This window comes from Agrobacterium tumefaciens (assembly GCF_013318015.2).
Taxonomy (GTDB): Bacteria; Pseudomonadota; Alphaproteobacteria; order Rhizobiales; family Rhizobiaceae; genus Agrobacterium; species Agrobacterium tumefaciens.
Genome location: NZ_CP115841.1, coordinates 1,268,505 through 1,292,843 on the forward strand (window position 1 = coordinate 1,268,505; position 24,339 = coordinate 1,292,843).

The following is a 24,339-nucleotide window of genomic DNA, read 5'->3' on the forward strand; positions in this document are numbered from 1 at the left end:
CCCAAAAGAAAACACGGCCCCCGAGGGAGGGCCGTGTTTCGAATGATTCCAGGAAAATCGCTCAGGCGCGCAGCAGCGCGTTTTCCGTATCGAAGGGGCTTTCTTCCACCACCTCGGCATCATAAAGCGTGCCAAGAATGCGGATTTTCAGCTTTGTGCCAATCGTGGCATATTCGGGTTTCAGCATGGCAAGGGCAATCGATTTGCCGATACGCCAGCCAAAGCCGCCGCTCGTCACACGGCCTGCAAGTGCGCCATCTGCATCGAAGATAGCTTCAGAACCACGGGCATCGACATCCGTATTGCCCGAAACGGTCAGCGTCGAGAATACCGATTTCAAGCCGGCTTCCTTGTATGCCACCAGCGCGTCGCGGCCGATGAAGTTTTTCTCCGGACGCAGGAAACGGTCGAGACCTGATTCATAGGCGTTATATTCGACCGAAAGCTCGCGGCCCATGTTGCGATACGACTTTTCAAGCGACATCGACACCATCGCACGAATACCGAATGGCTTGATGCCAAATTCGGCGCCTGCTTCCATCAGCCGGTCGAAGATGTAGTTCTGCATTTCGATAGGATGGTGCAATTCCCAGCCCAGTTCACCGACGAAGTTGACGCGCAGCGCATGCGCCGTCGCCACACCCACGGAGATCTGCTTCGCCGTCAGCCACGGGAAATCCTTGTTCTCGAGGCTGGTACGGGTCAGCTTCTTCAGGAGATCGCGCGACTTCGGACCGGCAAGCACCAGCACGCCGTATTTCTGGGTGATGGGCTGCAGCACGACGGAACCGTCGGTGGGCGCAAGGCGCTGGAGCACGTCATGATCGTGCGCTTCAAGACCACCGGCGGACACCAGATAGAACCGGCCCGGCGCCCATTCATAGACGGTGAACTCCACCTTCACGCCGCCATTTGGAGTCAGAAGATGCGTCAGCGCAATACGGCCGCGCTTCTTCGGCACGATATTGGCGAGAATGCTGTCCAGCCAGGCGCGCGCGCCTGGACCGGAAACTTCCATCTTGGCGAAGGCCGACATGTCAAGCACGCCGACATTCTGGGTGACGTTCTTCACCTCGTTGCCGACATGTTCGAAATAGTTCGAGCGGCGGAACGACCACTTCTCGACGATACGGCCATCATCCAGTGGCGGCGCATAGTTGTGGCTGGTGATGACATCCGCACCGACGCCGAGGTCCTCTTCGCGCAGCGCATAACCTTCCGGCGCATACCAGTTGGCACGCTCCCAGCCGTAAACGGAACCGAACACGCCGCCAAGCTTCTTCAGACGGTCGTAAACCGGCGTCGTCTTCAGCGGACGGGCAGCGGAACGTTCTTCATCAGGGTAATGCATGGTGAAGACGTTGGCATAGGCTTCCTCATTCTTGGCAATGAGGTAACCTTCCGTAGCGTGAGGGCCGAAACGGCGCGGATCGACACCCATCAGATCGAGTGTAGGTTCACCATCGACGATCCATTCGGCAAGCTGCCAGCCAGCACCACCGGCAGCGGTGATGCCGAACGAGTGGCCTTCATTCAGCCAGAAATTCTTCAGGCCTGGTGCCGGACCGACGATCGGGTTTCCATCAGGCGTATAGGCGATAGCGCCGTTATAGACCTTTTTGATACCGACTTCACCGAAAGCCGGAACGCGCACCATCGCCGTTTCGATATGCGGCATAAGGCGGTCGAGTTCCTCCTGGAACAGCTCATATTCGCTATCGTCAGAGGGACCGTCGACATAACAGACCGGAGCGCCGACTTCGTAAGGGCCGAGGATCAGACCGCCGGCCTCCTCGCGCATGTACCAGGCCGAATCCGATTCACGCAGAACGCCCATTTCCGGCAGACCCTGACGGCGGCGCTCCAGAATGGCCGGGTGCGGCTCGGTGACGATATATTGGTGCTCAACCGGGATGACCGGAATATTGATGCCGACCATCTCGCCGGTCTTGCGGGCAAAGGAGCCGGTGCAGGAGATGATATGTTCAGCGATGATCTCGCCCTTATCCGTCGTCACCTTCCAGTGACCGTCTTCCAGCTGCTCGATGGCGGTGACGGTGGTGTTGCGATAGATGGTGGCGCCACGGTCTCGCGCGCCCTTCGCCAGCGCCTGCGTCAGGTCGGCGGGCTGGATATAACCATCATCGGGGTGCTGGATGGCGCCCAGCAGGCCGTCCGTCTCGCAAAGCGGCCAGATTTCCTTAACCTGCTCCGGCGTCAGCATGTTGACCCGCACACCGATGGTCTCGGCAATGCCGGCATAATACATATATTCGTCCCAGCGATCCTTGGTGCGGGCAAGACGAATGTTCGAGACCTTGGAGAAACCGACATTCATGCCGGTCTCTTCCTGAAGCTCCTCGTAGAACTTCACCGAATACTTGTGGATCTGGCCGACCGAGTAGCTCATGTTGAACAGCGGCAAAAGACCGGCTGCGTGCCAGGTGGAACCGGAGGTCAGTTCCTTGCGCTCGATAAGGACGCTGTCGCTCCAGCCCTTCTTGGCAAGATGATAAAGCGTCGAAACGCCGACGACGCCGCCACCGATCACCACCGCCCGTGCATGTGTCTTCATTTACAGAACCCCTAAAAAGCGCCGGCATTGCCTGTCGTGCTGCCAAATCGATGGGATGGAATATGAAGCGCCCGGCGGCCGTTCAGCCGCCTGATTGCGACATGGCCATAGGGTGCTGCGACAGGGGAGAAAATGCCGTCGCTGGAGGCGGGTTTCAAACCACCGTCGCCTTTTGAAGACGACGGTGGCGCACATATCCTGCGCATTTGCCAGAAACGGAAAAAACATACAGAAGAGAAAAATAGCCAGTCTCATTTCGCAACCTCCTGCGAAGATGCACAAATCTTGGCGCGGTCTTTTACGTCCTTGCCAGCGGCAGTTTTTGCCGCCGCGTCCAGCCATGCGGGCGTGCTGTACCGATGGAAACGCTGTTGAAGCCTATGACGAGCGACCTCGCAAACTGGCTATCGGAAAAAAGGCCGGAACTGTTCGTGCTGCGAATGGTGTTGTCATTGCCGGCCATGTTTTCGGCCGCCGGTTGCTGGCCCTGCGGGCCTGTGGTCGCGGCAACGTCCGCACCATCCACAGTCTTCTGGACGTCGCGTTTGTTTCCCCCGGGCGTCTCATCCGCCACTATGCAAATAGTGCGCGAGGATAACTCCCCGCGCCCGTCAACGCCCGTATCGGCTGCGTCGCCGCAGCCGCGGTAGCCGCAGATTAACTGTCCTTGCCGGCCGCCTTCAACGTCGCCTTCGGCTCCACCACGGTTTTGTCACCCGCCTTGCCCGCGTCCTTTTCCGGTGCAGTTGCCGCGGCAGGCGCCGCCGCGCCCGTATGCGCCGCCACCGCCTTGTCACCCTCTTCCGAAAGCAGCGCCGCCAGCATTTGCGGATTTGCATCACCTTCCACGTGGATGTTGAGGTTACGCTGCGGGAACGGGATGGCGATCCCCTCTTCGCGGAAGCGTTTCAGGATCGCGATCCTCAGCGCGTTTTTCACGCCAAGCCCGTTCGAAAGATCGGCGAGGTGGAAACGCAATTCGAAATCCAGCGAGAAGTCGCCGAAACGGAGGAATTCCACATGCGGTTCGGGGTTGCGCAGTACGGGCGGCTGGGTGCGCACCAGTTCCAGCAGAATATCCATCACCTGCTGCGGATCGGATTCATAGGCAACGGAGACCGGAATTTCCGCACGCATGATGCGGTTGCGGTGTGTCCAGTTGCCGACCGAGGAATTGATGAATTCCGAGTTCGGTACGATGATCGACTGGCCGCGGAAGGTTTCAATCTCGGTCGCGCGCACCGAAAGCCGTTTGACGGTGCCTTCCGTCGTGCCTGTCACCACCCAGTCACCCACCTTGAAGGGACGCTCGACCAGCAGGATGAGGCCGGAGACGAAGTTCGAGACGATGTTCTGAAGGCCGAAACCGATACCGACCGAAAGGGCAGACGCCACCAGCGCCAGGCTGGAGAGGTTAAGACCGGCGGAAGAGACGCCGAAAATGGCCGCAACCGCGATACCGAGATAACCGATGCCGGTCTTGACCGAGTTGCGCACGCCCGCATCCACCTGTCCGCGCGCCATGACGTTGTTGTCCAGCCACTTCTGGAACCAGCGTGTGATGATGTAGCCGATGGCAAAGACAAGGACGCCGCCGAACAGCCCGATCAGCGAGATGGAGGCATTGCCGACGGTGATGCCGGTCAGCAGACGATAGGCCCAGCTTTCGATATCGCCCGGCTGGAACCCCCAGGAAAACAGGATGAGCGGCACGCCGAAGGCGAGTGCGATCACATAGATGCCGAGCCCCGCCGCAAGACCGGCCTGATCCAGCGCAACCGGGCCGAGACCGTAGCGCCGCCCGAGATAACGACCGGCCAGGGATTCGGAAAAGGCGCCCTGTCGCGAAATCGCCTTGCCGGAAAGAATGCCGATATACATTGTTGCGAGCACCGCACCGGTGGCGACGATCTGCGTCGCAAGGAACCGCGCCAGCCCCACATAACCCGTCAGGCAGGCACCGATGAGAACAAACCCGCCGACCCTGAGCAGAATGACCAGCCAGCGCGGCAGGCGCTGGTTGCCGGTCTCGTAGTCCTGCCCCTCACCGATCACCGGGCGCAGGAACGACACGGTGAGCAGGATGATGCCAATGATGATGGAGGCAATGAAGCTCTTGGCAACGGTGACGATCAGCGGCGAATAGAGCGTCTCGCTGATCGTGCCGAACAGATAATCGAGACCGTTGACGAGCGCCATCAAAAGCACGGCCGAGGACAGCGTGTGCGCTCCGCGATTGGAAACCTGCAACAGACGCCATTCCGGCTGCGTCGGCGCAAAGATAGCGTAGCTCAGCCGCGACACGAAATAGACGAAGCCCGTAACTGCCATGGCGCCGAACAGGATCGGCGCGATATCGGAACGAAGCACGTTGAAATTATCGAGGAAAAACGCCGAGGTTACCAGAAACAGGAAAAGCGACAGCGACTGCACCATGGTTGACCAGAAGGCCACCGAAAGCCGCCGCAGATAGGAAGGCTCGCCGGAAAAGGCCCGCCGTTCCATGCGGCTGCCGAAAAAGCGGTAACCGCCCACCAGAAACAACAGCGCCGCCATGATCGACAGCATCACCGCCCCGAACATCGGCAGGCGTTTGTAGTTCCAGACGAAACCCGCCCAGCTGCTGAAGGCGTTGTTGAGATTGGTCAGCTCGCTCACGAAGGCGGAAGAGGCGTCGCCCAGCGTCTGGGAAGAGACTTCGGTGCGCTTGAACAGGGTCGCGGCAAAAAGCGCCCGCCGAACCGCCGTAATGTTGTTGGAAATCTGCGCGGCGTTGGTGGCAGTGCTCTCCACCTCGCCGGCAATGGCATTCACCTCGGCGCGCTCCGCAGTCAGCCGGGAGCGCTCCTCCGTCACCATGCTCGCTTCGGGCGGCTGTCCTTCCGCCGGGGCAGCACCAAGCGCGTCGAGACGCGTCTTGATCTGGTCCAGACGGGTCCGCAGCTTGGTGTTGGCGGCGGCAGCATCGGCTGCAATGGTATCGGCGCGTCCCTTCAGGTCCACCAGCTGCACGTCATCGCTGCCGCCCGCCTCCACCTGTTTGGCGATTGCCGAAATATCGGCCTTCCATTTTTCCAGATCCGTGCGCGCCTGCTCGACGATGGAAGCCTGGATAGCGACTGGTGCGGCCGCTGGCGCATCCTGCGCCGACGCCAAGGTTGCGGACGACAGAAAGCTGCCAAGGAGGGTGAATACCGCGACCATTATCGCAGCCATGGCGGCCTTTCGCCGCCGGTCGGATAAAGGCCCGCCGAACATCCGCCTACCGTCAATCATTCCGCCAAACATCAACCGCACATCCATGCCTTTCAAATCTTCACCCAGCATCAGGCTATTTATCGCCTGCTGCGCGGAAAACCACCCGCAAAAAGCGAGGTTTTCGGGAGTTTACCTTGCTTTTCACCCGGAGAATCATCACCTTCAATAGTGCAGCAATCATGGGAGGAAATCATGGAATCTGCTGGTATTGGCTGGATCGCAGCTATCATCATCGGTGGTGTCGCCGGGTGGCTCGCCGAACAATTCATGAAAAGCAATATGGGTGTTTTCATGAACATCCTACTTGGAATCGTCGGTGCCATCGTCGCTAACGCCATTCTCTCGGTATTCGGAATCGTTTTGACCGGATGGATCGGTTATCTCATCGCCGGCTTCATCGGCGCCTGCATCCTCATCGTTATCGGAAGAGCCTTCCGGCGAGGATAGCAAAAGAAAAAAATCCGTAAAATCCCGGATTTCCAGCCTTTTCCAGCGCGACTGAAATTTTTTCGTCACAAAAATCGAAGAAATTTCATTTCCGCGCTGGACAAGCCGAAACTTCCCCTTTATAGCCCCCCTCACACCGCCACACGGTGTCGGTCGGGTGATTAGCTCAGTTGGTAGAGCAGCTGACTCTTAATCAGCGGGTCGTAGGTTCGAGCCCTACATCACCCACCAAATTCTTCAAAAATGACAAGACGTTGCGGTGCTAAGTTAAAGCATCGCCTTCGGCGCCGGGGACTGAAAAAAAGTTCGCCTTCGGCGCCCCTGAACATGCGGTCGCGACAGCGGACCTAGCTCCCAAGAAAACCTACAACTTCGTTTCGGGTATGATTTTTGTCCCGATAAAACGTGGCCCCAAGGGCCGCCCGGCAATACGGCTTGCGAATTCCTCGGTGAAAGGAACAGGCGTTGCCCGCCTCACCGCGTTGATGGCGGAATCGATAAAGGCTTGCCGTCTTGGACTGTCTTCCTGCGGGCGCGCGGCTGTGACGACCACCTTGCCCCTTATCTGCCCATCCTTATGCAGGATGAACTGCAGCGTCACGACAAGCCCCTCCGTGTCTTCCGGCGGCACCCAGCATGCGTAAATCGCATCGAACATTTCTTTGAGGTTGCTGACCGGAGCAGGATCGTTGCAGACCCGCGACTGGCCCAAAGCCTGCGTCAGAAAACCCGCGTACAGGGTGGCCAGTGCCACGATACCCGGCAGCTTGAGGCCGCAGAAGAATAAAAACGAACGCTTGATCAAATCCATTATCCTCTGTCGGAAAGCGATCAGCCTGGCCCATCCACCAATTAACGTCATTTTTTGAAAAAATATTTTTGTCAGTAAAAACTCTTCGCTGATTCAGCAATCGATATATACAAAATAACAAAGTCCACGATACACACAGAAAAATTATAAATAAATCAAAATAAAAATCAAAATAAATGAAAAAACAATTGGAAATAAGAAAATATTTTCGGAATAGAAGAATAATATATTTGTATCATAAAAATAAAATCACGAATAAAGGCAAAAATTCGAAATATTTATTTATATATATTTGTAATATTTAAAATAGACTGGATATCTCGAAAAGTTACCCATAAATAACCCTTCGCAATTTAACCAAAACCCGCAGTTTGCATTGCAAGCCACTGGTTTGGTTGTATGCATTGCCAAGCCAGAACGATGGCGCAAAAGGGGGATATCATGACATCAAAATGGGTAACGGCGGTGTTTTTCGGAGCTACGCTGACGGTTGCGGGTGCGGCGCAGGCGGACGACCTCGTCTTTTCGCTGAAGAACGGAACGAACTCCGTTCTCAATGCCTTCTACACCTCGCCGGTCGGCGTCGATGACTGGGAAGACGACGTGTTCGGGAAGAAGGCGCTTGGTCCGGGCGAAACGATGGAGATCACCATCGCCGATGGCCGCCGCGTGTGCAAATACGACATGCGTTTCGAATTCCAGGGCGATGAGCTGGAAGACCTCGAGGATACGCAGAACCTGTGCGAACTCGGCGAATATACCATCACCGAGTAAGAATCCGGCAATAACGGCCCTGCCCGATCATGGCGGGGCCTGCACCAACAAGCGGCCTTCAAAAAAATCAGCCGCTCCCGCAACGCCGGTTTTGCAACACAGCTACTGAAACGACGAAATATCAGCGCGGCAGTGCCACCCGCTCCGCAAAGCGGTCTTAATCATGCCTATGATTGGGGTGATGAGATTGATCGTCAACATATTGCTTTTCGCCCTCGGCGCAGTCGGAAGCGGCGTATGTGCGTTTCTATTGTCGGGGACGCTTGCCGATTCCGGATTTCTCGGTTCCTGTTTCGAGGGAAGTTGTGCCTATGCGGCGCTTTTCATGGTGCTGCCCGTCACATGGTTCGTGCTTTTTGCGCTTTATGTCATGGCATTGCTGGTCTGGAGACGAAAACCTTTCCGGAACGGAAGGCTCTGAAATAGGTAAGACAGCGCCGTCGCTACCGGACGTTCGTTGACAGCCATCGAGACTTGCCGTTAACGTCCCGCCTGCTGGGGGATTCGCTGCCATTGATATACGGGCCTGCCCGATATCATAGGCCTCTGAATGTGCATGTTTCCGATTTGCGCGTCGCTTAACGACGTGCATGGCGGAAAACAGGGAGACCAAACGATGCGGGCCGCAATTAATTCTCCATCGCTTTCTATCGATACCATGGACTATCAGGCCGAGTGCCAGTTCGCGCTGGAGCCCTCCATTCAAGGGCTGATCGAAAAAGCGGAAGACGCTGGCTGGAACCGTCAGCAGGCCGCGCTTGCCATCGTCGCGCTCGCCAGTGAACATCTGAGTGACCTGCTTCCAGGCCTCACCGTACCCGATCAACGCCCCCTGTCCTGACAGCCTCCCGCCCGCCGGAGCTGATCAGCACCCGGCATGATTGCCAAAGCATCCCGAAAATTGATTGAGCAGGCCGGAGTATCCCCCGTCGCGCCCGCAAGGGCGTTCGATGCTCCGTCGCAAGCGCTTGGGGAGAAAACGCTCCACGCGAAGCCCTGCCCCCTCAACGCAGCCCGTAGTGTCCCCGTCACAGACCGTCTCCAGGGCATTTCAGCTGCCCTTTAACTATCGCTGCCACAGTGTTGACATAAGCGACCGATAATGAGAACATAAAGTGAACATTATGGAGGTCAGCGATGAACGCAGCAGACGCAACCATAGAAAATGCCCTGTCCGTGGTCGCCCGCTCCCGCGATATGCGCGAGCGCGCGCTCGAGAGACGACGGGAATTGCAGCGGCGAACGGAAGTAATCATCGCCCGGCCGCTCTACGTGCTGAAAAAGAATGAAGGCCCGAAGCAATTGTCGCTAAAACTCGACAGCTAGATCGCAAAAAGCAAATCCCGTGCGGATTACCTCACACACGGGATTTTCAGAATGAAACGATCATTGTCTTGTCTTATTGCATGCGTTGCATTGCGGCTTCGGGTTCGCCAGTCGTCGCAACCGTTGCCGCCGGAAGGCGATCGGTCTTTTTCAGTATGACGATGGGCTTGTCCACCGGATCCGTCGGCGGAACGATGCTTGCAGTTTTGAATTCACGGTCGACAGCAGGAACGGAAGCGTTGATCTTTTCATGACCTGCGCACTCCGCCAACGCTGCACTGGCGGAAAAACCAAGTACAGCGGCGATAATGAGAACTGATTTCATGTCATTCTCCCTTCGCTTTCGTGGCGATCTCCCAATCTAAGGGGAGACGGTCCGGATTGAAAATCACACTTTAGAGACATCTAAAGCTCTCTGTCATTGCGGCAGTCGTCATCGGTCGGCCATGGGGCAATGGGTCAGGCGTGCCGCTTTATTTTTTCCGCAAATCCAGCGGATTTTGGCAAAGCGGCCTGCGGAATATCATCGCCACATAACTTCCCTTCAGGGAAATGAGGCTAGGCTTGTAAGTCGTGGCCTGTGCCGCGTTGGCGGCCTTTATCGTTCGTCCATCTGGAGAATTATGCTGCATGGCACGCCTCCTTCCATGAGCGATAACGAAAAAACAGCGGTCTTGTTCCGCAGCGGCGAAACGGCGGACAATTGAAAAGATAAGGCACCGCCGCGTGCTTCGTCTCCACGCCGGTGAGATGGTGACACGAATAGTCGGATGAGGGCAAAGTCTTGCCGCATAGCTCCGGCCTCGCCGCCTCATTCCGCTCCCGCTGAGAAGAGCGCTCCCAAACCCAACCATGACCCAAGGCTTGAAATTTTGCCCGAAACCGCTATATGGCTTTGCGAGAGGACGACCTCGGCCATTATGGCGACAGCATGCGGGACGGCCCGGTCACATACCGGAGAATAAATTGCGTTCCCTGCCTGATCGTATCCGCCACGCTCTCAGCTTCGAAATCATCGGCCTTCTGCTGGTCGTGCCGCTGGGTGCATTCGTATTTCACATGCCCATGGAAGATATCGGCATTGTCGGTCTGGTCAGCGCCACGCTCGCCACCGCCTGGAACTATCTTTACAATCTCGGCTTCGACCATGCCATGCAGCGCCTGAAAGGCACGACGCTGAAGACGCCCGCTATCCGCGTCGCCCATGCCCTGCTGTTCGAATTGGGTCTGCTGATCGTGCTGATGCCCTTCATCGCCTGGTATCTCAGCATCAGCCTTGCCCAGGCGCTGGTGATGGATATCTCGTTTGCGCTGTTCTACGTAGTCTATGCCTTCGTCTTCAACTGGGGCTACGACCGGCTTTTCCCGCTGCCGGAATGGCAGTCGCAGGACGCCGTCTGATCGGCGGCGGCACCGGCGTGTGCGTCAGCGTAGCGAAGCCGTGAAAAAGCGGATGACTTCGCTGTTCAGTCGACGATGAAACTCCGCCCGGTCAAACCCCGGAATATCGCCGCATATCTGGGCCAGGGCTTTTTCCATCTCGGCGGGGCAAGGTGTTATGAACGAAAAATGCCCTGCCCCTTTCACCGTCTGATAGTCCGGTTTTGCCGGCAGGTCGTCGCGCAGCCTTAAAATATCCTCCGGCGCCACACCGTCGCCGCCGCGCTCTGAACTCCAGAGCTGAACGGGGATTTTGATATCTCGCAGATCGGCCCGCCCTGGAAAGGCGTTGAGGGGGTCTGCAACAACCACAGCCTTCACCCGCGCATCGTAGACCCGGTCCTCAGGCGAAGCAGACCTTTCCAGCATCTGAGCACACACCGCCGCCTGCCCATCAGGGCACGGCAATCCGGTATTTGGAAAATCCGGAACGCCGCCGGCAAGTACCAGCGCCGTATAACCGCCGCGCGAAAATCCGAACACCCCGATCCTTCCGGCATCGATAAAACGGGCATCGTTCCAGTTCGCCAGCATATGGTCGAGCAGACGGACGATATCGGCCGGTCGTTCGGTCAGCGCGGAAAGATCGCCTGCCCGCTTCATGTCGATGGCGTTATCGCCGGGATGATTGATCGCCGCGACGATGAAGCCGGCATCCGCCAGCGCCGCCGCGGTATCCCGATGGCTGAAATACGTACCGCCGAAACCGTGGGAGATGATGACGAGCGGATATTGCCCATCGGCAACTGGGTAATCACGCACCGCCTGCAGAGCGAAGGGGCCGATGCGGGTCTCCACCGGAGTCGCCGCGCAGGGCGACCACACCGCCGCCCTCATGAAAGGCTTGCCGCCTGCCGAGGGAATCTCGATCAACCGAAGACCGGCTGCCAGAACGGTGCCCGTTCCGCACATGGCGGAAACAAGGGAAAGGCAAAGCAATACCAGAAATCGCATGACCGACCCGCGGATCGGAAACATTGAATGCAAGGCCGTCACCAACAGGCCTCACCCGCAACATAGAGCAATCTCTTGTAGCGGAAATGACCGTCGTCAGACTTAGAGCGACTTCAGCGTCCAGGCCACGATTTCGCGGGTGGCGGCGGCGAAAGCCTGGTCTAGCGCTTTGACGAAATTGGCATTTCCGGAACCGCTGACGCGTGCGCTGGCGCGGAATACTTCCTGCGCCTTTACCGTGCCGTTGCGATCGTTCAAGAGCTTCACCGAAATCTCGATATCGGCGGTGTTTTTTGCCGTATCGATTTCGAAGGTGCGAATATCGCTGACCACCTGGTAATCGATCGCCAGCCCCTGCCCCGGCCGGCCGACGCCACCGAGCTTGCCGGTATCCTCGAATGCTTGCACCAGCTTGGATTGCACCATGCGCGGCAGGCGGTCGCTCCATTGCGAATTGCCGAGATATTGCACTTCCGAGCCGGAAAGGCGCACCACGATGTTTTCGCTATCAAGCGCTTTCAGCGCCGTCGGATCGGCGATCAGCAATTGCCGGCCTTTGAGCGACGGCCCCTGCGTTACAGTCGCCGAAGAGACGGAAAGGTCGAACGTATCGTTCGATGGGGTTCCCGCACAGCCCGCCATCGCAACCGCAAGCAGCGGAGCCAAAAGCAGGGCACGGCGCTTATGGCCGTTCATCAATCGTGTCATTGGCCCATACCCCTTTTAGCGCCTTGTTCTGCCGTCATATTGTTTCACGGTTTCGCCGCCGAAAATCAACCGCTGCGGATCGCGGTCTATATTGGTGATCGCATTGTTGAGATTGTCGACCGTCTGCCGCGTGCTGCCGATAAGCGCCTGGAAATCCTTCAGGCCCGAACTGGAGAAGCGCGTGAGATTGTCGGCAATCGGCCCTATTCGGGCATTGAGATTGTCGGCCACGGCCTTGAACGAGGTCAAAGTCTCGCGCGCCTTTGCAAACAGCGAATTGGCATCGTCGGTTCCAAGCATGCCGTCCACCTTGGCAAGAATGCCATCGACACGGCTTGAGGCAAGGTTAAGCTTGCGGCCCATGTCGGTGAAATCGGAGACCGCCTGGTCGATATCGGCCCGGCGCGCACCGACATCGTCGGCAATCCGCTTGAAGTTCGCGACGGCATCGCGCGCATCGGCAGTCGCTGCGGAAACATCACCCACCACGGTGCTGACCTTTGCGGGATCGACCGACGCCAAAAGCTCATCCGCGCGCTTCACCACCGTCTGCACTTCCGTGCTCGCCGCCTCGAAGTTGCGCGCCGTGCTCTGCACCGTTTCCATGATGCCCTGAATATCGCTCGAAGCGGAAGCGACGTCCTTCGTCACCTTGTCGACATTAGACAGGATGGAATCGATCTTGCCGGCATCCACCGCCTTCACCAGATCTTCGACAGCGGTCAGCGTGCCGTCCAGGCGCACCGAGACCGATTGAACGGTGGTGGAAAGCGAACTGAGGCTGGCGATGAAACTCTTGATACCATCGGAATTTGCGGCCAGCGCATCGGAGAATTTCTCGGCGTTACGCACCGTCTGCGTCAGCGGCCCACGGGCATCCTGCACGAAACCCTGCAATTCGCCGATGGCGCCATCGGCGCGTTTCAGGATCTTGTCGGCGGTGGCAAGAAGGTTGGTGACGCTGGAAAGATCGGCCGTCAGCTCGGCGGGAACGCCGCTTTCGACGGATTTCTGCAGAATGCGCTCACCATCTTTGTTGCCGCCGGAAAGCTCGATATAGGCAGCGCCCGTCAGGCCCTGAATTTCAAGCACGGCGCGGGTGGACGGGAAAACCGGCGCGTCCGCCTGCACTTCAGTAAAGGCGATGGAATAGGCCGGATCGTCACGGTCGATCGCAAGACCGCGCACCGTGCCGACAGGAATGCCGTTGAAGCGTACCGGAGAGCCGACGGAAAGGCCGTTTGCCGAGCCGGGAATACGCACCACGAGCTGCGCCGTCGGTCCACCCCGGCCGAATTCCGCCATCCAGTAAACGAAGCCGAATGCGGCGGCGATCACGATCAGCGTGAAAATTCCGACTATGGTGTAGTTCGCCTTGGTTTCCATGCTTCTTGTTACTCCACCGGATTTTCGTGTCTGTCGTCCGGAAGAACGACAGAGCGCGCCCGTTTGCCACGGAAATAGGACTGCACCCAGGGGTCTTCACAGGCAAACATGTCCTGCAAGGTCCCTTCCACCAGCACCTTCTTCTGCCCTAGCACCGCAATGCGGTCGCAGACGGAGAACAGGCTGTCGAGGTCGTGCGTCACCATATACACGGTCAAACCGAGCGAATCGCGCAAGCGCGCGATCAGCATATCAAATTCCGCCGCCCCGATGGGATCGAGGCCGGATGTCGGCTCATCGAGGAAGACAAGGTCGGGATCGAGCGACAGCGCGCGCGCAAGCGCGGCACGCTTGATCATGCCGCCGGAAAGCTCCGACGGGTATTTGTCGCCCGCATCGGGCTTCAGGCCCACCATCTCGATCTTGAGATAGGCAAGCTCGTCCATCAGCTTTTTCGGCAGGTCCAGATATTCCCGCATGGGCAGCTGGATGTTTTCCTTCACCGTCAGGCCGGAAAACAGCGCCCCCTGCTGGAACAGCACGCCGAGCCGCTGGTCGAGCATCATGCGGTCGTCTTCGCTGGCCTTGTCGTAATCGGTGCCGAGAATGCGGATTGCACCCGCCTGGCGTGGCAGAAGCCTCAAAATCGCACGCATCAGGACGGATTTACCCGCGCCGGATGGGCCGATGAAGCCAAGGATTTCACCGCGATAGACGTCCAGATCGAGATTCTCAAGCACGTTCCTGCCGTTGAAACCGACAGTCACACCCTCGACGGAAAGAACCGTCTCACGGCCGTCCTTTGCAGTTTTTGTCTCTTGCGGCTTCTGGTCCAAAGTTTCCAACGCGCCCTCCTTAAAAATCGATGGCTGCGTAGAAGATGGCAAAAAGGCCATCCACCAGAATGACGACGAAGATCGATTTGACCACCGACGACGTGACGTGTTTGCCGAGCGATTCCGCCGAACCGCCGACCTTCATACCCTCAACCGCCGCAACGATGCCGATGATCAGCGCCATGAACGGCGCCTTGATCATGCCGGCGGCGATGGTCGATTCCTCGACCGCGCCATGCAGACGCGACAGAAACACTTCGAAGGTGATGCCGGAATAGAGAAGCGTGACGATGGCGGCGCCGAAAAGTGCGGCGAAATTGGCAAGGATGGTCAGAAGCGGCAGTGCGATTGTCAGCGCCACGAGACGCGGAAACACCAGCACGCCGACAGGGTTGAGACCGATCACCTTCAGCGCGTCGATTTCCTCGCGCATCTTCATCGAGCCGATTTCCGCCGTGATCGCACTGCCGGAGCGACCCGCGATCATGATCGCGGTCAGAAGCACGCCGATTTCACGCAATTGCAGGATGCCGACGAGATCGACGACGAAAACTTCCGCGCCGAAATAACGCAGCTGGAAGGCGCCCTGCTGGGCGATGATGGCGCCGATCAAAAACGACATCAGCATGATGATCGGCACGGCGCGCACGCCCATATGGTCGATCTGGTTGACGATGGCCGCCGGCGAGACGCCGCGTCCGCGCCCGAGCTTCATCTGCGCGCCGCGCACGGCAGAACCCAGAATATACATGCCCGCGAGGAAATCCGCACCATTCTGGACGACAGCCTGGCCGATCGGCGAGAAGAAGCGTTCGGCAAGTCCCACCTTGGCGGCAGGCTCGCCCTCCATCGCCGCTTTATCCGGCAATTGGCCGATCAGATCCTCGATTCGCTCGTTTCCGGTAAGCGTGACAGTAACGCCCTTCGCTTCCATATCTTCGCGCAATCGCCGGATGACCCAGGCGCCGGTCGTGTCGATTGCCTCCACCGAGGAAAGATCGATCTCCACCGGACCGGCAGGGCCGCTTTTCTCGATGTTTTCGAGGCGTGCAAAAATGCCTGAAAGATTGCTGTTACGCCAGGAACCGCTCAAGGCATACCGCTGGCCGCCGCCGGAGACGGCGTCGTCTTCGGTGATTGCGGCCGGGTTCGCCTGTTGCCGTATATCCTGTTCTTGCATAATGCTCCGAGCGAGTGCAGCCGTCACGAGATTCTTAAAGGTTTCATAACGGTTTGGCCTTCGGCAAGCCACAGTGACAGCCGACAATTCGCGATAAATTTGGCGTCATGTGTCTTTTAACGCCTGTCAGGAAGTGAAAAAACATGCCCCGTTACCTTCAAGCCACAACAGAACGTTTCGCCGTTGCTGGCAGCTTCACTATTTCACGCGGCACTCGCACACATGCGGATGTCGTAACGTGCACCATCCGCGATGGTTCCTTTACCGGCAGAGGTGAATGTGTGCCCTACCCGCGTTATGGCGAAAGCATCGAAGGCGTTATCGCCGATATCGAAGCAATGGCTGAGCAGATTGCCGGCGGCCTGACACGGCATGAATTGCAGCAGGTGATGAAACCCGGCGCCGCCCGCAATGCAGTGGATTGCGCACTATGGGACCTCGAAGCCAAGATGAGTGGCAAAAGTGCTGCCGAACATAGTCTCGGACACGCGGCAAAACCGCTCGTTACCGCCTATACCATCTCGCTTGCCGATCCCGAGACCATGGCGGCTAAAACGGCGGAAAACGCTGGCCGCCCGCTGCTGAAGATCAAGACAGGAACGGCGGATGACGAGGCGCGCCTGCGGGCCGTGCGCACCGCAGCACCTGACGCGCGCATCATCATCGACGCCAATGAGGGCTGGAACGACGATAATATCGAATATTATCTGAAACTCGCAGCGGAACTGAACATCGCACTCATCGAACAGCCGCTTCCCGCCGGCAAGGACGCCATCCTGGCCCGCATCGACCACCCGGTCCCCATCTGCGCCGATGAAAGCGTGCATTCCACCAAGGACCTCGCAGACCTGCGCGACCGTTACGATGCGATCAACATCAAGCTGGACAAGACCGGCGGTCTCACGGAAGCACTTGTCATGAAGGCAGAGGCGGAGCGGCTAGGCTTCATCATCATGGTCGGCTGCATGCTCGGCACCTCGCTCGGCATGGCCCCCGCCGTTCTGGCCGCCCAGGGAGCCGCCTTCTCCGATCTCGACGGCCCGCTGATTCTCAGGCAGGACCGGCAGCCGGGCCTCGTTTACGAGGGGTCGCTGGTTTATCCGCCGCAGCCGGAGTTGTGGGGATAAGAGCCGTCGTTCGGGTTTCGTGTGAAAGCACTACGCCGAACATCGCAATAATCTTTGCAGTATCACGTAAACTGTATGACCAGCCTCGCCTCACACTCGACGTCATCCTCGGGCTTGTCCCGAGGATCTATCCACGTCGCGCGAAATCAATCGGTTGCAAATCCTTGGGACAAGCCCAAGGATGACGACAGAGAGCTGAACCATCCCGCGCTTAGGGATCGCCCTGCCTGCTGAACCAACCCCAATCAGGCCGCGTGCTTGCCAATCAGACCTGGAATATCCACCGGCTCCATCTCGTCCGATGTCTGCGAAGGGACATCGCTCGTCTGCATCCAGGTGATCAGCTCGAAAGTGCCATCGGCATTTTCGGCAATCGCCGTGCAGCTTTCCACCCAGTCGCCGGTGTTGATGTAGCGGATGCCGTCCATGTCTTCCATCACGGCGTGGTGGATATGGCCACAGATCACACCATCCACATTGTTGCGGCGCGCCTCGTCGGCCACTACGCGCTGGAACTCGCCGATGAAGTTGACGGCGTGTTTGACCTGCAATTTCGCCCAGGCGGAGAACGACCAGTAAGGCAGGCCGATGCGGCGGCGCACCGCAGCAAGGACGATGTTGATCGCAATCGCCGCGTCGTAGGCCCAGTCACCGAGATAGGCGAGCAGGCGGGCATTGCGCACCACCACGTCGAACTCGTCGCCATGGATGATGAGATATTTCTTGCCGTCTGCCGCCTCGTGGATCATGCGCTCGGCCACTTCGATACCACCGAAATGCATGCCCGGAAACTCGCGCAGAAATTCATCGTGGTTGCCGGGAATATAAACGATACGTGTTCCCTTGCGGGCCTTGCGCAACAACTTCTGCACCACGTCGTTGCAGCCCTGCGGCCAGTACCAGCTGCGGCGCAGCCGCCAGCCGTCGATGATGTCACCGACCAGGATGATCGTATCGGCCTCGTGATGTTTCAGGAAGTCGAGCAAAAAATCCGTCTTGGCCGCCTTGGAACCGAGATGGACATCCGAAATGAAAAGCGTTCTGAACTGTCTGGTTTCAATTTGACCGGCCACGGATTTAATCCCCTTGTTCGGTTGCGTCCCTGCGGCTTTCTTCCCTCTCAGAACCAGACTCGTGTTGCAGCAACATGACAATGGCCGGTTTTTGTATGGAATATGACCGTTGGCATCACGAAAACGCGAATAAGCTATGCCCGCATTTGCATAAGGGGGCGGCAAATAACGGCTGTACCATGGGAAAGTTTGTTGTATTCAGAGGGCCGGAATTGAACCAGACATGACGGTGGAAGACATGACCTCTCACGATAAGAACAACACGCCCGCCAACACGGCAAAGGCCGACATCGAGGAACAGGCGCTCTTTTTCCACCGCTACCCGCGCCCCGGCAAGCTGGAAATCCAGGCCACCAAGCCCCTTGGCAACCAGCGCGATCTGGCGCTTGCCTACTCGCCGGGTGTCGCCGCCCCCTGCCTCGCCATCCATGAAAATCCGGAAATGGCGGCGGAATATACCGCCCGCGCCAATCTCGTTGCAGTGATTTCCAACGGTACGGCAGTGCTTGGCCTTGGAAATATCGGCCCGCTTGCGTCCAAGCCTGTTATGGAGGGCAAGGCTGTCCTCTTCAAGAAATTCGCCGGCATCGACGTTTTCGATATCGAGATCGATGCGCCCGGCATCAACGACATGGTCTCCACCATCGCAGCGCTGGAACCCACCTTCGGCGGCATCAACCTTGAAGACATCAAGGCGCCCGAATGTTTCGAGGTGGAGCGCCAGCTGCGCGAGAAGATGAACATACCCGTCTTCCACGACGATCAGCACGGCACGGCGATCATCGTCGCCGCCGCCGTCACCAACGCGCTGGAACTGGCCGGAAAATCGCTTTCGAGCGTCAAGATCGTTGCGTCAGGCGCCGGTGCGGCAGCCCTTGCCTGCCTCAATCTGCTTGTCGCCATGGGCGCAAAGAAAGAAAACATCTGGGTCCACGATATCGAGGGCCTCGTTTATGACGGCCGCAACTCGCTGATGGACGAGTGGAAGGAAGTCTACGCGCAGAAGACCGACAAGCGGGTTCTGGCCGACTCGATCGACGGCGCGGATGTCTTCCTCGGTCTTTCGGCGGCAGGCGTGCTGAAGCCGGAACTTCTGGAGCGCATGGCGGAAAATCCGCTGATCCTGGCGCTTGCCAACCCCAATCCGGAAATCATGCCGGAAGTGGCCCGTGCTGCCCGCCCGGATGCGATGATCTGCACCGGCCGTTCGGATTTCCCGAACCAGGTCAACAACGTGCTCTGCTTCCCCTATATCTTCCGCGGCGCGCTGGATTGCGGCGCAACCACGATCAACGAGGAAATGAAGATGGCCGCCGTGCAGGCCATCGCCGAGCTTGCCCGCGAGGAAGTCTCGGAAGTCGCCGCCAAGGCCTATAGCGGCGAAACGCCGATCTTCGGCCCGAACTACCTCATTCCCTCGCCTTTCGATCCGCGTCTCATCCTGCGCATCGCGCCGGCCGTTGCCCGTGCTGCCGCCGCAAGCGGCGTCGCCGCCCGGCCGATCAGCGATTTCGAAGCCTATCTCGACCAGCTGAACCGCTTCGTCTGGCGTTCCGGCTTCATCATGAAACCGGTCTTCAACGCCGCCAAGGTTGCCGAAAAGAAGCGCATCATCTTTGCTGAAGGCGAAGACGAGCGCGTGCTGCGCGCCGCACAGGTGCTTCTGGAAGAAGGGACCGGCATCCCGATCCTCATCGGCCGCCCGCAGATCATCGAAACGCGCCTGAAGCGCTTCGGCCTGCGCATCCGTCCGAATACCGATTTTGCGGTGGTCAATCCGGAAGACGATCCGCGTTACCGCGATTACGTCGATGATTATTTCGCCCTGGTCGGCCGCGCTGGCATCAACCCGGAGGCGGCCCGCACCATCGTGCGCACCAACTCCACGGTCATCGGCGCGCTGTCGGTGAAGCGTGGTGAGGCGGATGCGCTGATCTGCGGTCTGGAAGGCCGTTACGACCGGCACCTGCGCGACGTGAACCAGATCATCGGCAAGCAGGAAAGCGTTCGCTCTTTCGCAGGCCTCAGCCTGCTCATCACCCAGCAGGGCGCGCTGTTCCTCACCGACACCTTCGTCAACAACGATCCGACCTCCGAAGAAGTGGCCGAAATGGCCATTCTCGCGGCAAAGGAAATCCGCCGCTTCGGCATCACGCCGAAGATCGCGCTCGCCAGCCACTCCAATTTCGGGTCGCGCGATTCGGAAAGCGCCCGCAAGATGCGCCGCGCCCTGAAGATCGTGCAGGCAGCGGCACCCGAATTGGAAGTGGACGGCGAAATGCAGGGCGGCTCGGCACTTTCGGAAGCGCTGCGCAAGCGCGCCATGCCCAACAGCGTGCTGACCGGCGAAGCGAACCTGCTGGTCTTCCCGAACCTTGATGCCGCAAACATCACGCTCGGCGTCACCCGCACGCTGACGGAGGGCCTGCATGTCGGCCCCATCCTGCTTGGCACGGCACTTCCCGCCCATATCTTGTCGCCCAGCGTCACCTCGCGCGGCGTTGTCAACATGGCGGCCTTTGCCGTCGTGCAGGCATCGCACCCTTCGGTCTGATGAAGGCGTATTAACGCAGTTTTGAACAAGCTGTTGCCGCATTGCGGCAACAGCTTATGTTATCTTCCTGAAACACGGATTTCCCGAAGCATAACACCCTCGCCACCGGCCGGGGACATCGAACGGATCGCACCATTGACCCGGCGCCGCAGCATTATCGGCCTCCTGCTTCCCCTTGTTTTCATCGCCCCGGCCGCTGCTTTCGCGGATCAGGTCTGCGATACGCTTTATGCGCAGCTGCGCGAACCGCCGCGTGTCATAGGCAACACCGCCGAGGTACGGCGTTACGCCAATGCGCTCACCCGCCAGAACATCGAGATCCGCAGGATCAGGAACGATCTGCGCCGTTACGGCTGTTCATCCGCAAGCGTCACCGTTTATGGCAGCCCGAATGCCGAACTCTGCGCGGAGATCAGCGACGCGATGGCGGATGCGCAGAGCGAACGCGATGCCATCATCCGTGACCGCGACTATGCCATGGCGGCCCAGGGCAACGATGATGGCGACATCAGACGCCAGCGCATTCTCGCCGCCCTTGACGCCAATGGCTGCAGCGCCATTCCGGAAACGGAAGCGCGCCAGCCGACGGCCCCCGATGTGACACGTTACCCCGACGCCTTCGGCGAACAGAGCAATCCGCCGGGACAGGCGGGGCTTTCGCCCTACCCCAATGCCGCTGCGGAAGGCGGGCTCAGGACGCTGTGCGTGCGCACCTGCGACGGCTCGTTCTTCCCCATCGCTTCCAATGCCTCGCCGCTCGATTTCCGTGCGCAGGCCGAACAATGCCAGAAAATGTGTCCGGGTACGCAGACGGAGCTTTATTTCCACTCCATGACGGAGCAGGAAACGGCTGACATGGTCTCGGCTGAAACAGGAAAGCCCTACAAGGACCTGCCGACCGCCTTTGCTTATCGAAATGCCTCAACCAAAGCCCCAGGCTGCGCCTGCAACATGGCCGCCTATCACGAGGAGATGAAGCAGCAGGAGGCTGCGCGGCCGGAAGCTGAGAAACCCTATTCCAGCATCACGACCATTCCATCACCGCAAGGTGACACCTCCAAAAAACCCACCGAACTGCAGCAGGCCGCAAAGCCGCCGGAACAACCGGTTCCGGAACGCGACTATGACCCGAACAACAGCAGGGTCCGCGTCATCGGCCCTAAATTCCTGCCCGACCAGACAGGCCGGATCGACCTGAAGAACCCGGCGCTGAAGGGCATTCAGCCGCAGCAATAGCTCCCATCAGGCACACGGTATGGAGTTGGCAACGCTCTGTCTCACTCACAAGACGGTCGCGTCTTCTCTTTACCGTCCACCCCAGCGATTGCGAAACACCAGCTCCTCCAGCGGCACGCGCTGGCGCCACCCCTTCACCGCCAGTTCCGGCTCGGTATAAAGTGTATCGACGCGGCCGAGGCATAGCCAGGCGACGATCTCGATGTGGTCGGGAATCTCGAGAATGGTGCGAATGTCGCTATCGTGGAAAATGCTGACCCAGCCGACGCCGATGCCTTCGGCGCGCGCTGCAAGCCAGAGGTTCTGGATGGCGCAGACGGTGGAATAGACATCGGTGCGCGGATTGTGGGTACGGCCCAGCACCACCTTGCCGCCACGCGTCGGATCGCAGGTGACGCAGATGCTGAGCGGCGCCTTGCGGATGCCCTCAAGCTTGAGGCTGCGGTAAAGCGCCTGCTGCTCCCCCTCGAACATCGCCGCCGCCTCGCCATTGGCGCGGCTGAAGGCAACCCAGGCTGCCTGCCTGACCGCACCGTCAGTGACGAGCGTGAAATTCCACGGCTGCATGAAACCGACCGAGGGCGCGGAATGCGCCGCCTTCAGCAGGCGCTCGACCACATCTTCCGGCAATGGATCCGGAAGGAACTGGTCGCGCACATCACGGCGGGTTTCGATGGCACGGTAGATCGCCTCTCGCTCCCCCTCGGAAAACGGGTAGGCGGGCGAAAGCGCGTGATCGAATGCATTTGCGTCGAGCGAACTGGTCGCGAGTGGATCGGTCGGCATCGTCTATCCCCAACAATGCTGGCGCGCCGCCACGAAAACCGGCTCCGGTTTTCGCCTGCACGACGCGCTGCTGCAACAACCTGCCGCCGTCCACGCGGTCTGGTCTATCCTGTCAGGCCGGTCTTCTGACTCGGCTTCATCCGCCCACTTTCGCCTTCCCGAATGGATTCAGTGGCATCAAGAAAAAGGGCATCCGCCTCACAGCGCTGGGCACGTTCCGGTCTTGCACCGGATTCCCGATTCTCCCGCCCTAAAGGGCAGGCACCTGACGAAGAAGCTTATGAGCAACAAAGATTGCAAATACAAGTATCTTGCGCAGCGATGCGGCAATGTGACCGTGGCCACCTCACCGGCGTATTGCGGCCTTCAGCCGCCGCGCAGACGCGCGCCAGCTGAAGCACCCCTACCGCATCACCCAACGGGAAAATACCGCACATAAGCGAACTCATCCCCGTCCGGTGACCAGTTGGGGGAATTCATCGTTCCCTGCCCGCCGAAAAGGTCAAACAGCGTTTCGGCATTGCCGCCATCCATATCCATCAGCCGCACGCGCACGTTGAGGTCGCGCGGATGGTCGAAGACATCGGCGTCGTAGGAGACGAAGACGACCTTGTCACCGCTGGGGGACGGATGCGGGAACCAGTCGCCATAGGCGCTGTCGGTGATACGCTCGACGGCCGAGCCATCCACCCGCACGCGCCAGATCTGCATCTGGCCGGTGCGGCTGGAGTTGAAATAGATCCATTCTCCATCCGGCGAATAATCCGGCCCGTCATTGCGGCCCTCACCATGGGTAAGGCGTGTCTCAAGACCGCTGTCTATGTCCATGGAATAAATATCGAAAACCTGATCGCGAATGCCGCAATAGGCGAAACCTTTCCCGTCCGGCGACCAGCCGTGCCAGTAGGACGGAAGGTTCTTAGTCATCAGACGCGGCGTTCCGCCCGTCGAAGGCAGCAGATAGATGGCACTCTTGCCGAACTCCACCTTGTCGGAAATGGCATAAAGCGAACCGTCAGGCGAAATGCCGTGGTCATTGTTGCAGATTGTCGCAAAGCCGGTATCGACCTTTTCCGGCGAAGGGTCGCCGGCAAGTGACAGGCGATAAAGCAGACCGTCGCAGTTCAGAAGCAGGTATTTCCCGTCCGGCGACCAGTTCGGAGCCTCGAACAGCTCCGGCGTCTGCCAGACCACCCGCATCTGCCGAGTGCGGATGTTGAAGATTTCGATGGAACTGCGCATACTGCCTCCCGGGCCTGTCGATCGTCTGGCGTGGAGCGTTGAATGGCACAAACATTCCGTTTGCATCCGCCACCGCCGTGATTATGATCCTATTGCCGCAGGCACCGCCCTGCAAATTCAAATAGGAAAAAACAGCAGCGTTCCGGCACCGCCCGCTCCCCTGCCCGTTTCTCCCAGATCCGAGGTTCCGCGATGAACACCATCGCCGTTCACGGCATCCGCTTCGGTCGGATCGCCGCAATGCTTCCTGTCAAGAATATCGAGAAGGCCCATGACTTTTATGTCCGTGTGCTGGGCTTCGAAAAGACCTTCGAAAACGGCAACCCTGTCGGTTTCATGATCCTGAAACAAGGTAATGCCGAGTTGCACCTGACATTGCAGTCGACGCACAAACCGGCCCCCTTCAATGTGGCGCATATGCTGGTCAGCGACGCCGGCGCGCTGCACGCGCTTTGCAAAAGCCACGGGCTTCGCATCATCAAAAGTCTGCAGGACAAGGATTATGGCCTGCGGGCCTTCGTTTTCGAAGACCCGGATGGTAACCGCATCGATGTGGGGCAGGTTATTTAACGAGATAGGGAGACGGCGCGGCGTGTCCGCGCCGTTGGAGGAAAAGGATGCTTCTT

Annotated in this window: 24 protein-coding genes, 1 tRNA gene and 1 riboswitch; of the genes, 12 read left to right on the forward strand and 13 right to left on the reverse strand. The window is 58.8% G+C overall.

The window, feature by feature from the left end; all coding sequences use genetic code 11:
- Positions 1-61: 61 nt before the first annotated feature.
- Positions 62-2,575, reverse strand: a complete 2,514-nt coding sequence (locus G6L97_RS06340) for a GcvT family protein (RefSeq protein WP_003515448.1) — start codon at positions 2,573-2,575, stop codon at positions 62-64.
- Positions 2,576-2,707: 132 nt separating this feature from the next.
- Here G6L97_RS06340 and G6L97_RS06345 point away from each other — a divergent pair, with 132 nt between their 5' ends.
- Positions 2,708-2,950 carry a hypothetical protein gene (locus G6L97_RS06345; RefSeq protein WP_162686641.1) on the forward strand — a complete coding sequence of 81 codons (243 nt, stop codon included), beginning with the start codon at positions 2,708-2,710 and terminating at the stop codon, positions 2,948-2,950.
- A gap of 282 nt (positions 2,951-3,232) precedes the next feature.
- On the opposite strand, the gene G6L97_RS06350 is transcribed toward G6L97_RS06345, so the two are convergent.
- On the reverse strand, positions 3,233-5,902 hold the full coding sequence (locus G6L97_RS06350) for a mechanosensitive ion channel family protein (RefSeq protein WP_111783016.1): 2,670 nt from the start codon (positions 5,900-5,902) through the stop codon (positions 3,233-3,235).
- 123 nt (positions 5,903-6,025) lie between these two features.
- Here G6L97_RS06350 and G6L97_RS06355 point away from each other — a divergent pair, with 123 nt between their 5' ends.
- Both G6L97_RS06355 and G6L97_RS06360 read left to right on the forward strand, forming a co-directional pair.
- The gene (locus tag G6L97_RS06355) at positions 6,026-6,280 is read left to right on the forward strand and encodes a GlsB/YeaQ/YmgE family stress response membrane protein (RefSeq protein ID WP_003515453.1); all 255 of its coding nucleotides are present in this window, start codon (positions 6,026-6,028) and stop codon (positions 6,278-6,280) included.
- Between the two features lie 155 nt (positions 6,281-6,435).
- Positions 6,436-6,511: transfer RNA gene (locus G6L97_RS06360), tRNA-Lys, on the forward strand.
- A gap of 133 nt (positions 6,512-6,644) precedes the next feature.
- On the opposite strand, the gene G6L97_RS06365 is transcribed toward G6L97_RS06360, so the two are convergent.
- Positions 6,645-7,091, reverse strand: a complete 447-nt coding sequence (locus G6L97_RS06365) for a hypothetical protein (RefSeq protein ID WP_111783015.1) — start codon at positions 7,089-7,091, stop codon at positions 6,645-6,647.
- A 441-nt stretch (positions 7,092-7,532) separates the two neighbouring features.
- Here G6L97_RS06365 and G6L97_RS06370 point away from each other — a divergent pair, with 441 nt between their 5' ends.
- From G6L97_RS06370 to G6L97_RS06385, 4 genes are all read left to right on the forward strand, one after another.
- On the forward strand, positions 7,533-7,865 hold the full coding sequence (locus G6L97_RS06370) for a hypothetical protein (RefSeq protein ID WP_003515455.1): 333 nt from the start codon (positions 7,533-7,535) through the stop codon (positions 7,863-7,865).
- 169 nt (positions 7,866-8,034) lie between these two features.
- The gene (locus G6L97_RS06375) at positions 8,035-8,286 is read left to right on the forward strand and encodes a hypothetical protein (protein ID WP_019566197.1); all 252 of its coding nucleotides are present in this window, start codon (positions 8,035-8,037) and stop codon (positions 8,284-8,286) included.
- Between the two features lie 195 nt (positions 8,287-8,481).
- Positions 8,482-8,706: a hypothetical protein gene (locus G6L97_RS06380; protein ID WP_003515467.1), complete on the forward strand. Its 225-nt coding sequence runs from the start codon at positions 8,482-8,484 to the stop codon at positions 8,704-8,706.
- Positions 8,707-9,002: 296 nt separating this feature from the next.
- The gene (locus G6L97_RS06385) at positions 9,003-9,191 is read left to right on the forward strand and encodes a hypothetical protein (protein ID WP_003515469.1); all 189 of its coding nucleotides are present in this window, start codon (positions 9,003-9,005) and stop codon (positions 9,189-9,191) included.
- 73 nt (positions 9,192-9,264) lie between these two features.
- Here G6L97_RS06385 and G6L97_RS06390 read toward each other — a convergent pair whose 3' ends face one another.
- Positions 9,265-9,516: a hypothetical protein gene (locus tag G6L97_RS06390; protein WP_003515471.1), complete on the reverse strand. Its 252-nt coding sequence runs from the start codon at positions 9,514-9,516 to the stop codon at positions 9,265-9,267.
- Between the two features lie 148 nt (positions 9,517-9,664).
- The gene (locus tag G6L97_RS06395; RefSeq protein ID WP_162993578.1) at positions 9,665-9,823 is read right to left on the reverse strand and encodes a hypothetical protein; all 159 of its coding nucleotides are present in this window, start codon (positions 9,821-9,823) and stop codon (positions 9,665-9,667) included.
- Positions 9,824-10,157: 334 nt separating this feature from the next.
- Between G6L97_RS06395 and G6L97_RS06400 the strand changes: the two genes are divergently transcribed.
- Positions 10,158-10,592, forward strand: coding sequence for a PACE efflux transporter (locus G6L97_RS06400; protein WP_013636234.1), 435 nt, complete (start codon positions 10,158-10,160; stop codon positions 10,590-10,592).
- A 24-nt stretch (positions 10,593-10,616) separates the two neighbouring features.
- Here the strand turns inward: G6L97_RS06400 and G6L97_RS06405 are convergent, their stop codons facing one another.
- The 5 genes from G6L97_RS06405 to G6L97_RS06425 all read right to left on the reverse strand — a co-directional run bounded on the left by G6L97_RS06405 (position 10,617) and on the right by G6L97_RS06425 (position 15,695).
- Positions 10,617-11,585 carry an alpha/beta hydrolase family protein gene (locus G6L97_RS06405; RefSeq protein WP_111782497.1) on the reverse strand — a complete coding sequence of 323 codons (969 nt, stop codon included), beginning with the start codon at positions 11,583-11,585 and terminating at the stop codon, positions 10,617-10,619.
- A 102-nt stretch (positions 11,586-11,687) separates the two neighbouring features.
- Complete coding sequence (locus tag G6L97_RS06410; RefSeq protein WP_019566194.1) at positions 11,688-12,293, reverse strand: ABC-type transport auxiliary lipoprotein family protein; 606 nt, start codon at positions 12,291-12,293, stop codon at positions 11,688-11,690.
- Positions 12,294-12,308: 15 nt separating this feature from the next.
- On the reverse strand, positions 12,309-13,679 hold the full coding sequence (locus G6L97_RS06415; RefSeq protein WP_003515479.1) for an MCE family protein: 1,371 nt from the start codon (positions 13,677-13,679) through the stop codon (positions 12,309-12,311).
- Between the two features lie 8 nt (positions 13,680-13,687).
- Positions 13,688-14,524 (reverse strand): ABC transporter ATP-binding protein, encoded by an 837-nt coding sequence (locus tag G6L97_RS06420; RefSeq protein WP_025593570.1) that lies wholly within the window; start codon positions 14,522-14,524, stop codon positions 13,688-13,690.
- Positions 14,525-14,534: 10 nt separating this feature from the next.
- On the reverse strand, positions 14,535-15,695 hold the full coding sequence (locus G6L97_RS06425; RefSeq protein ID WP_003515483.1) for an ABC transporter permease: 1,161 nt from the start codon (positions 15,693-15,695) through the stop codon (positions 14,535-14,537).
- A gap of 143 nt (positions 15,696-15,838) precedes the next feature.
- Here G6L97_RS06425 and dgcA point away from each other — a divergent pair, with 143 nt between their 5' ends.
- Positions 15,839-16,822, forward strand: a complete 984-nt coding sequence (gene dgcA / locus G6L97_RS06430; protein ID WP_013636238.1) for an N-acetyl-D-Glu racemase DgcA — start codon at positions 15,839-15,841, stop codon at positions 16,820-16,822.
- 245 nt (positions 16,823-17,067) lie between these two features.
- Here dgcA and G6L97_RS06435 read toward each other — a convergent pair whose 3' ends face one another.
- Positions 17,068-17,904, reverse strand: coding sequence for a UDP-2,3-diacylglucosamine diphosphatase (locus G6L97_RS06435; protein WP_025593573.1), 837 nt, complete (start codon positions 17,902-17,904; stop codon positions 17,068-17,070).
- Between the two features lie 229 nt (positions 17,905-18,133).
- On the opposite strand from G6L97_RS06435, the gene G6L97_RS06440 reads away from it, so the two are divergent.
- Together G6L97_RS06440 and G6L97_RS06445 are read left to right on the forward strand one after the other, a co-directional pair.
- On the forward strand, positions 18,134-20,449 hold the full coding sequence (locus tag G6L97_RS06440; RefSeq protein ID WP_003515491.1) for an NADP-dependent malic enzyme: 2,316 nt from the start codon (positions 18,134-18,136) through the stop codon (positions 20,447-20,449).
- Positions 20,450-20,584: 135 nt separating this feature from the next.
- Positions 20,585-21,685, forward strand: a complete 1,101-nt coding sequence (locus G6L97_RS06445) for a DUF2865 domain-containing protein (protein ID WP_162686642.1) — start codon at positions 20,585-20,587, stop codon at positions 21,683-21,685.
- Positions 21,686-21,754: 69 nt separating this feature from the next.
- Here the strand turns inward: G6L97_RS06445 and bluB are convergent, their stop codons facing one another.
- Together bluB and G6L97_RS06455 are read right to left on the reverse strand one after the other, a co-directional pair.
- On the reverse strand, positions 21,755-22,471 hold the full coding sequence (bluB, locus tag G6L97_RS06450) for a 5,6-dimethylbenzimidazole synthase (protein WP_025593576.1): 717 nt from the start codon (positions 22,469-22,471) through the stop codon (positions 21,755-21,757).
- A 98-nt stretch (positions 22,472-22,569) separates the two neighbouring features.
- A riboswitch (cobalamin riboswitch) is annotated at positions 22,570-22,755 on the reverse strand.
- A 127-nt stretch (positions 22,756-22,882) separates the two neighbouring features.
- Complete coding sequence (locus G6L97_RS06455) at positions 22,883-23,713, reverse strand: TolB family protein (protein WP_174002812.1); 831 nt, start codon at positions 23,711-23,713, stop codon at positions 22,883-22,885.
- A gap of 192 nt (positions 23,714-23,905) precedes the next feature.
- Here G6L97_RS06455 and G6L97_RS06460 point away from each other — a divergent pair, with 192 nt between their 5' ends.
- A complete protein-coding gene (locus G6L97_RS06460) occupies positions 23,906-24,283 on the forward strand; it encodes a VOC family protein (protein ID WP_111782479.1) in 378 nt (125 codons plus the stop codon).
- Positions 24,284-24,339: the final 56 nt, after the last annotated feature.

Coding starts and splice junctions, on each gene's coding strand:
- G6L97_RS06395 (WP_162993578.1), bottom strand. CDS start 9,823: ATGCAGCATAATTCTCCAGATGGACGAACGATAAAGGCCGCCAACGCG.
- G6L97_RS06425 (WP_003515483.1), bottom strand. CDS start 15,695: ATGCAAGAACAGGATATACGGCAACAGGCGAACCCGGCCGCAATCACC.
- G6L97_RS06340 (WP_003515448.1), bottom strand. CDS start 2,575: ATGAAGACACATGCACGGGCGGTGGTGATCGGTGGCGGCGTCGTCGGC.
- G6L97_RS06350 (WP_111783016.1), bottom strand. CDS start 5,902: ATGCTGGGTGAAGATTTGAAAGGCATGGATGTGCGGTTGATGTTTGGC.
- G6L97_RS06440 (WP_003515491.1), top strand. CDS start 18,134: ATGACCTCTCACGATAAGAACAACACGCCCGCCAACACGGCAAAGGCC.
- G6L97_RS06415 (WP_003515479.1), bottom strand. CDS start 13,679: ATGGAAACCAAGGCGAACTACACCATAGTCGGAATTTTCACGCTGATC.
- G6L97_RS06345 (WP_162686641.1), top strand. CDS start 2,708: ATGCCGTCGCTGGAGGCGGGTTTCAAACCACCGTCGCCTTTTGAAGAC.
- G6L97_RS06405 (WP_111782497.1), bottom strand. CDS start 11,585: ATGCGATTTCTGGTATTGCTTTGCCTTTCCCTTGTTTCCGCCATGTGC.
- G6L97_RS06390 (WP_003515471.1), bottom strand. CDS start 9,516: ATGAAATCAGTTCTCATTATCGCCGCTGTACTTGGTTTTTCCGCCAGT.
- G6L97_RS06455 (WP_174002812.1), bottom strand. CDS start 23,713: ATGCGCAGTTCCATCGAAATCTTCAACATCCGCACTCGGCAGATGCGG.
- G6L97_RS06375 (WP_019566197.1), top strand. CDS start 8,035: ATGATTGGGGTGATGAGATTGATCGTCAACATATTGCTTTTCGCCCTC.
- G6L97_RS06370 (WP_003515455.1), top strand. CDS start 7,533: ATGACATCAAAATGGGTAACGGCGGTGTTTTTCGGAGCTACGCTGACG.
- G6L97_RS06385 (WP_003515469.1), top strand. CDS start 9,003: ATGAACGCAGCAGACGCAACCATAGAAAATGCCCTGTCCGTGGTCGCC.
- G6L97_RS06365 (WP_111783015.1), bottom strand. CDS start 7,091: ATGGATTTGATCAAGCGTTCGTTTTTATTCTTCTGCGGCCTCAAGCTG.
- dgcA (WP_013636238.1), top strand. CDS start 15,839: ATGCCCCGTTACCTTCAAGCCACAACAGAACGTTTCGCCGTTGCTGGC.
- G6L97_RS06460 (WP_111782479.1), top strand. CDS start 23,906: ATGAACACCATCGCCGTTCACGGCATCCGCTTCGGTCGGATCGCCGCA.
- G6L97_RS06410 (WP_019566194.1), bottom strand. CDS start 12,293: ATGACACGATTGATGAACGGCCATAAGCGCCGTGCCCTGCTTTTGGCT.
- G6L97_RS06355 (WP_003515453.1), top strand. CDS start 6,026: ATGGAATCTGCTGGTATTGGCTGGATCGCAGCTATCATCATCGGTGGT.
- G6L97_RS06380 (WP_003515467.1), top strand. CDS start 8,482: ATGCGGGCCGCAATTAATTCTCCATCGCTTTCTATCGATACCATGGAC.
- bluB (WP_025593576.1), bottom strand. CDS start 22,471: ATGCCGACCGATCCACTCGCGACCAGTTCGCTCGACGCAAATGCATTC.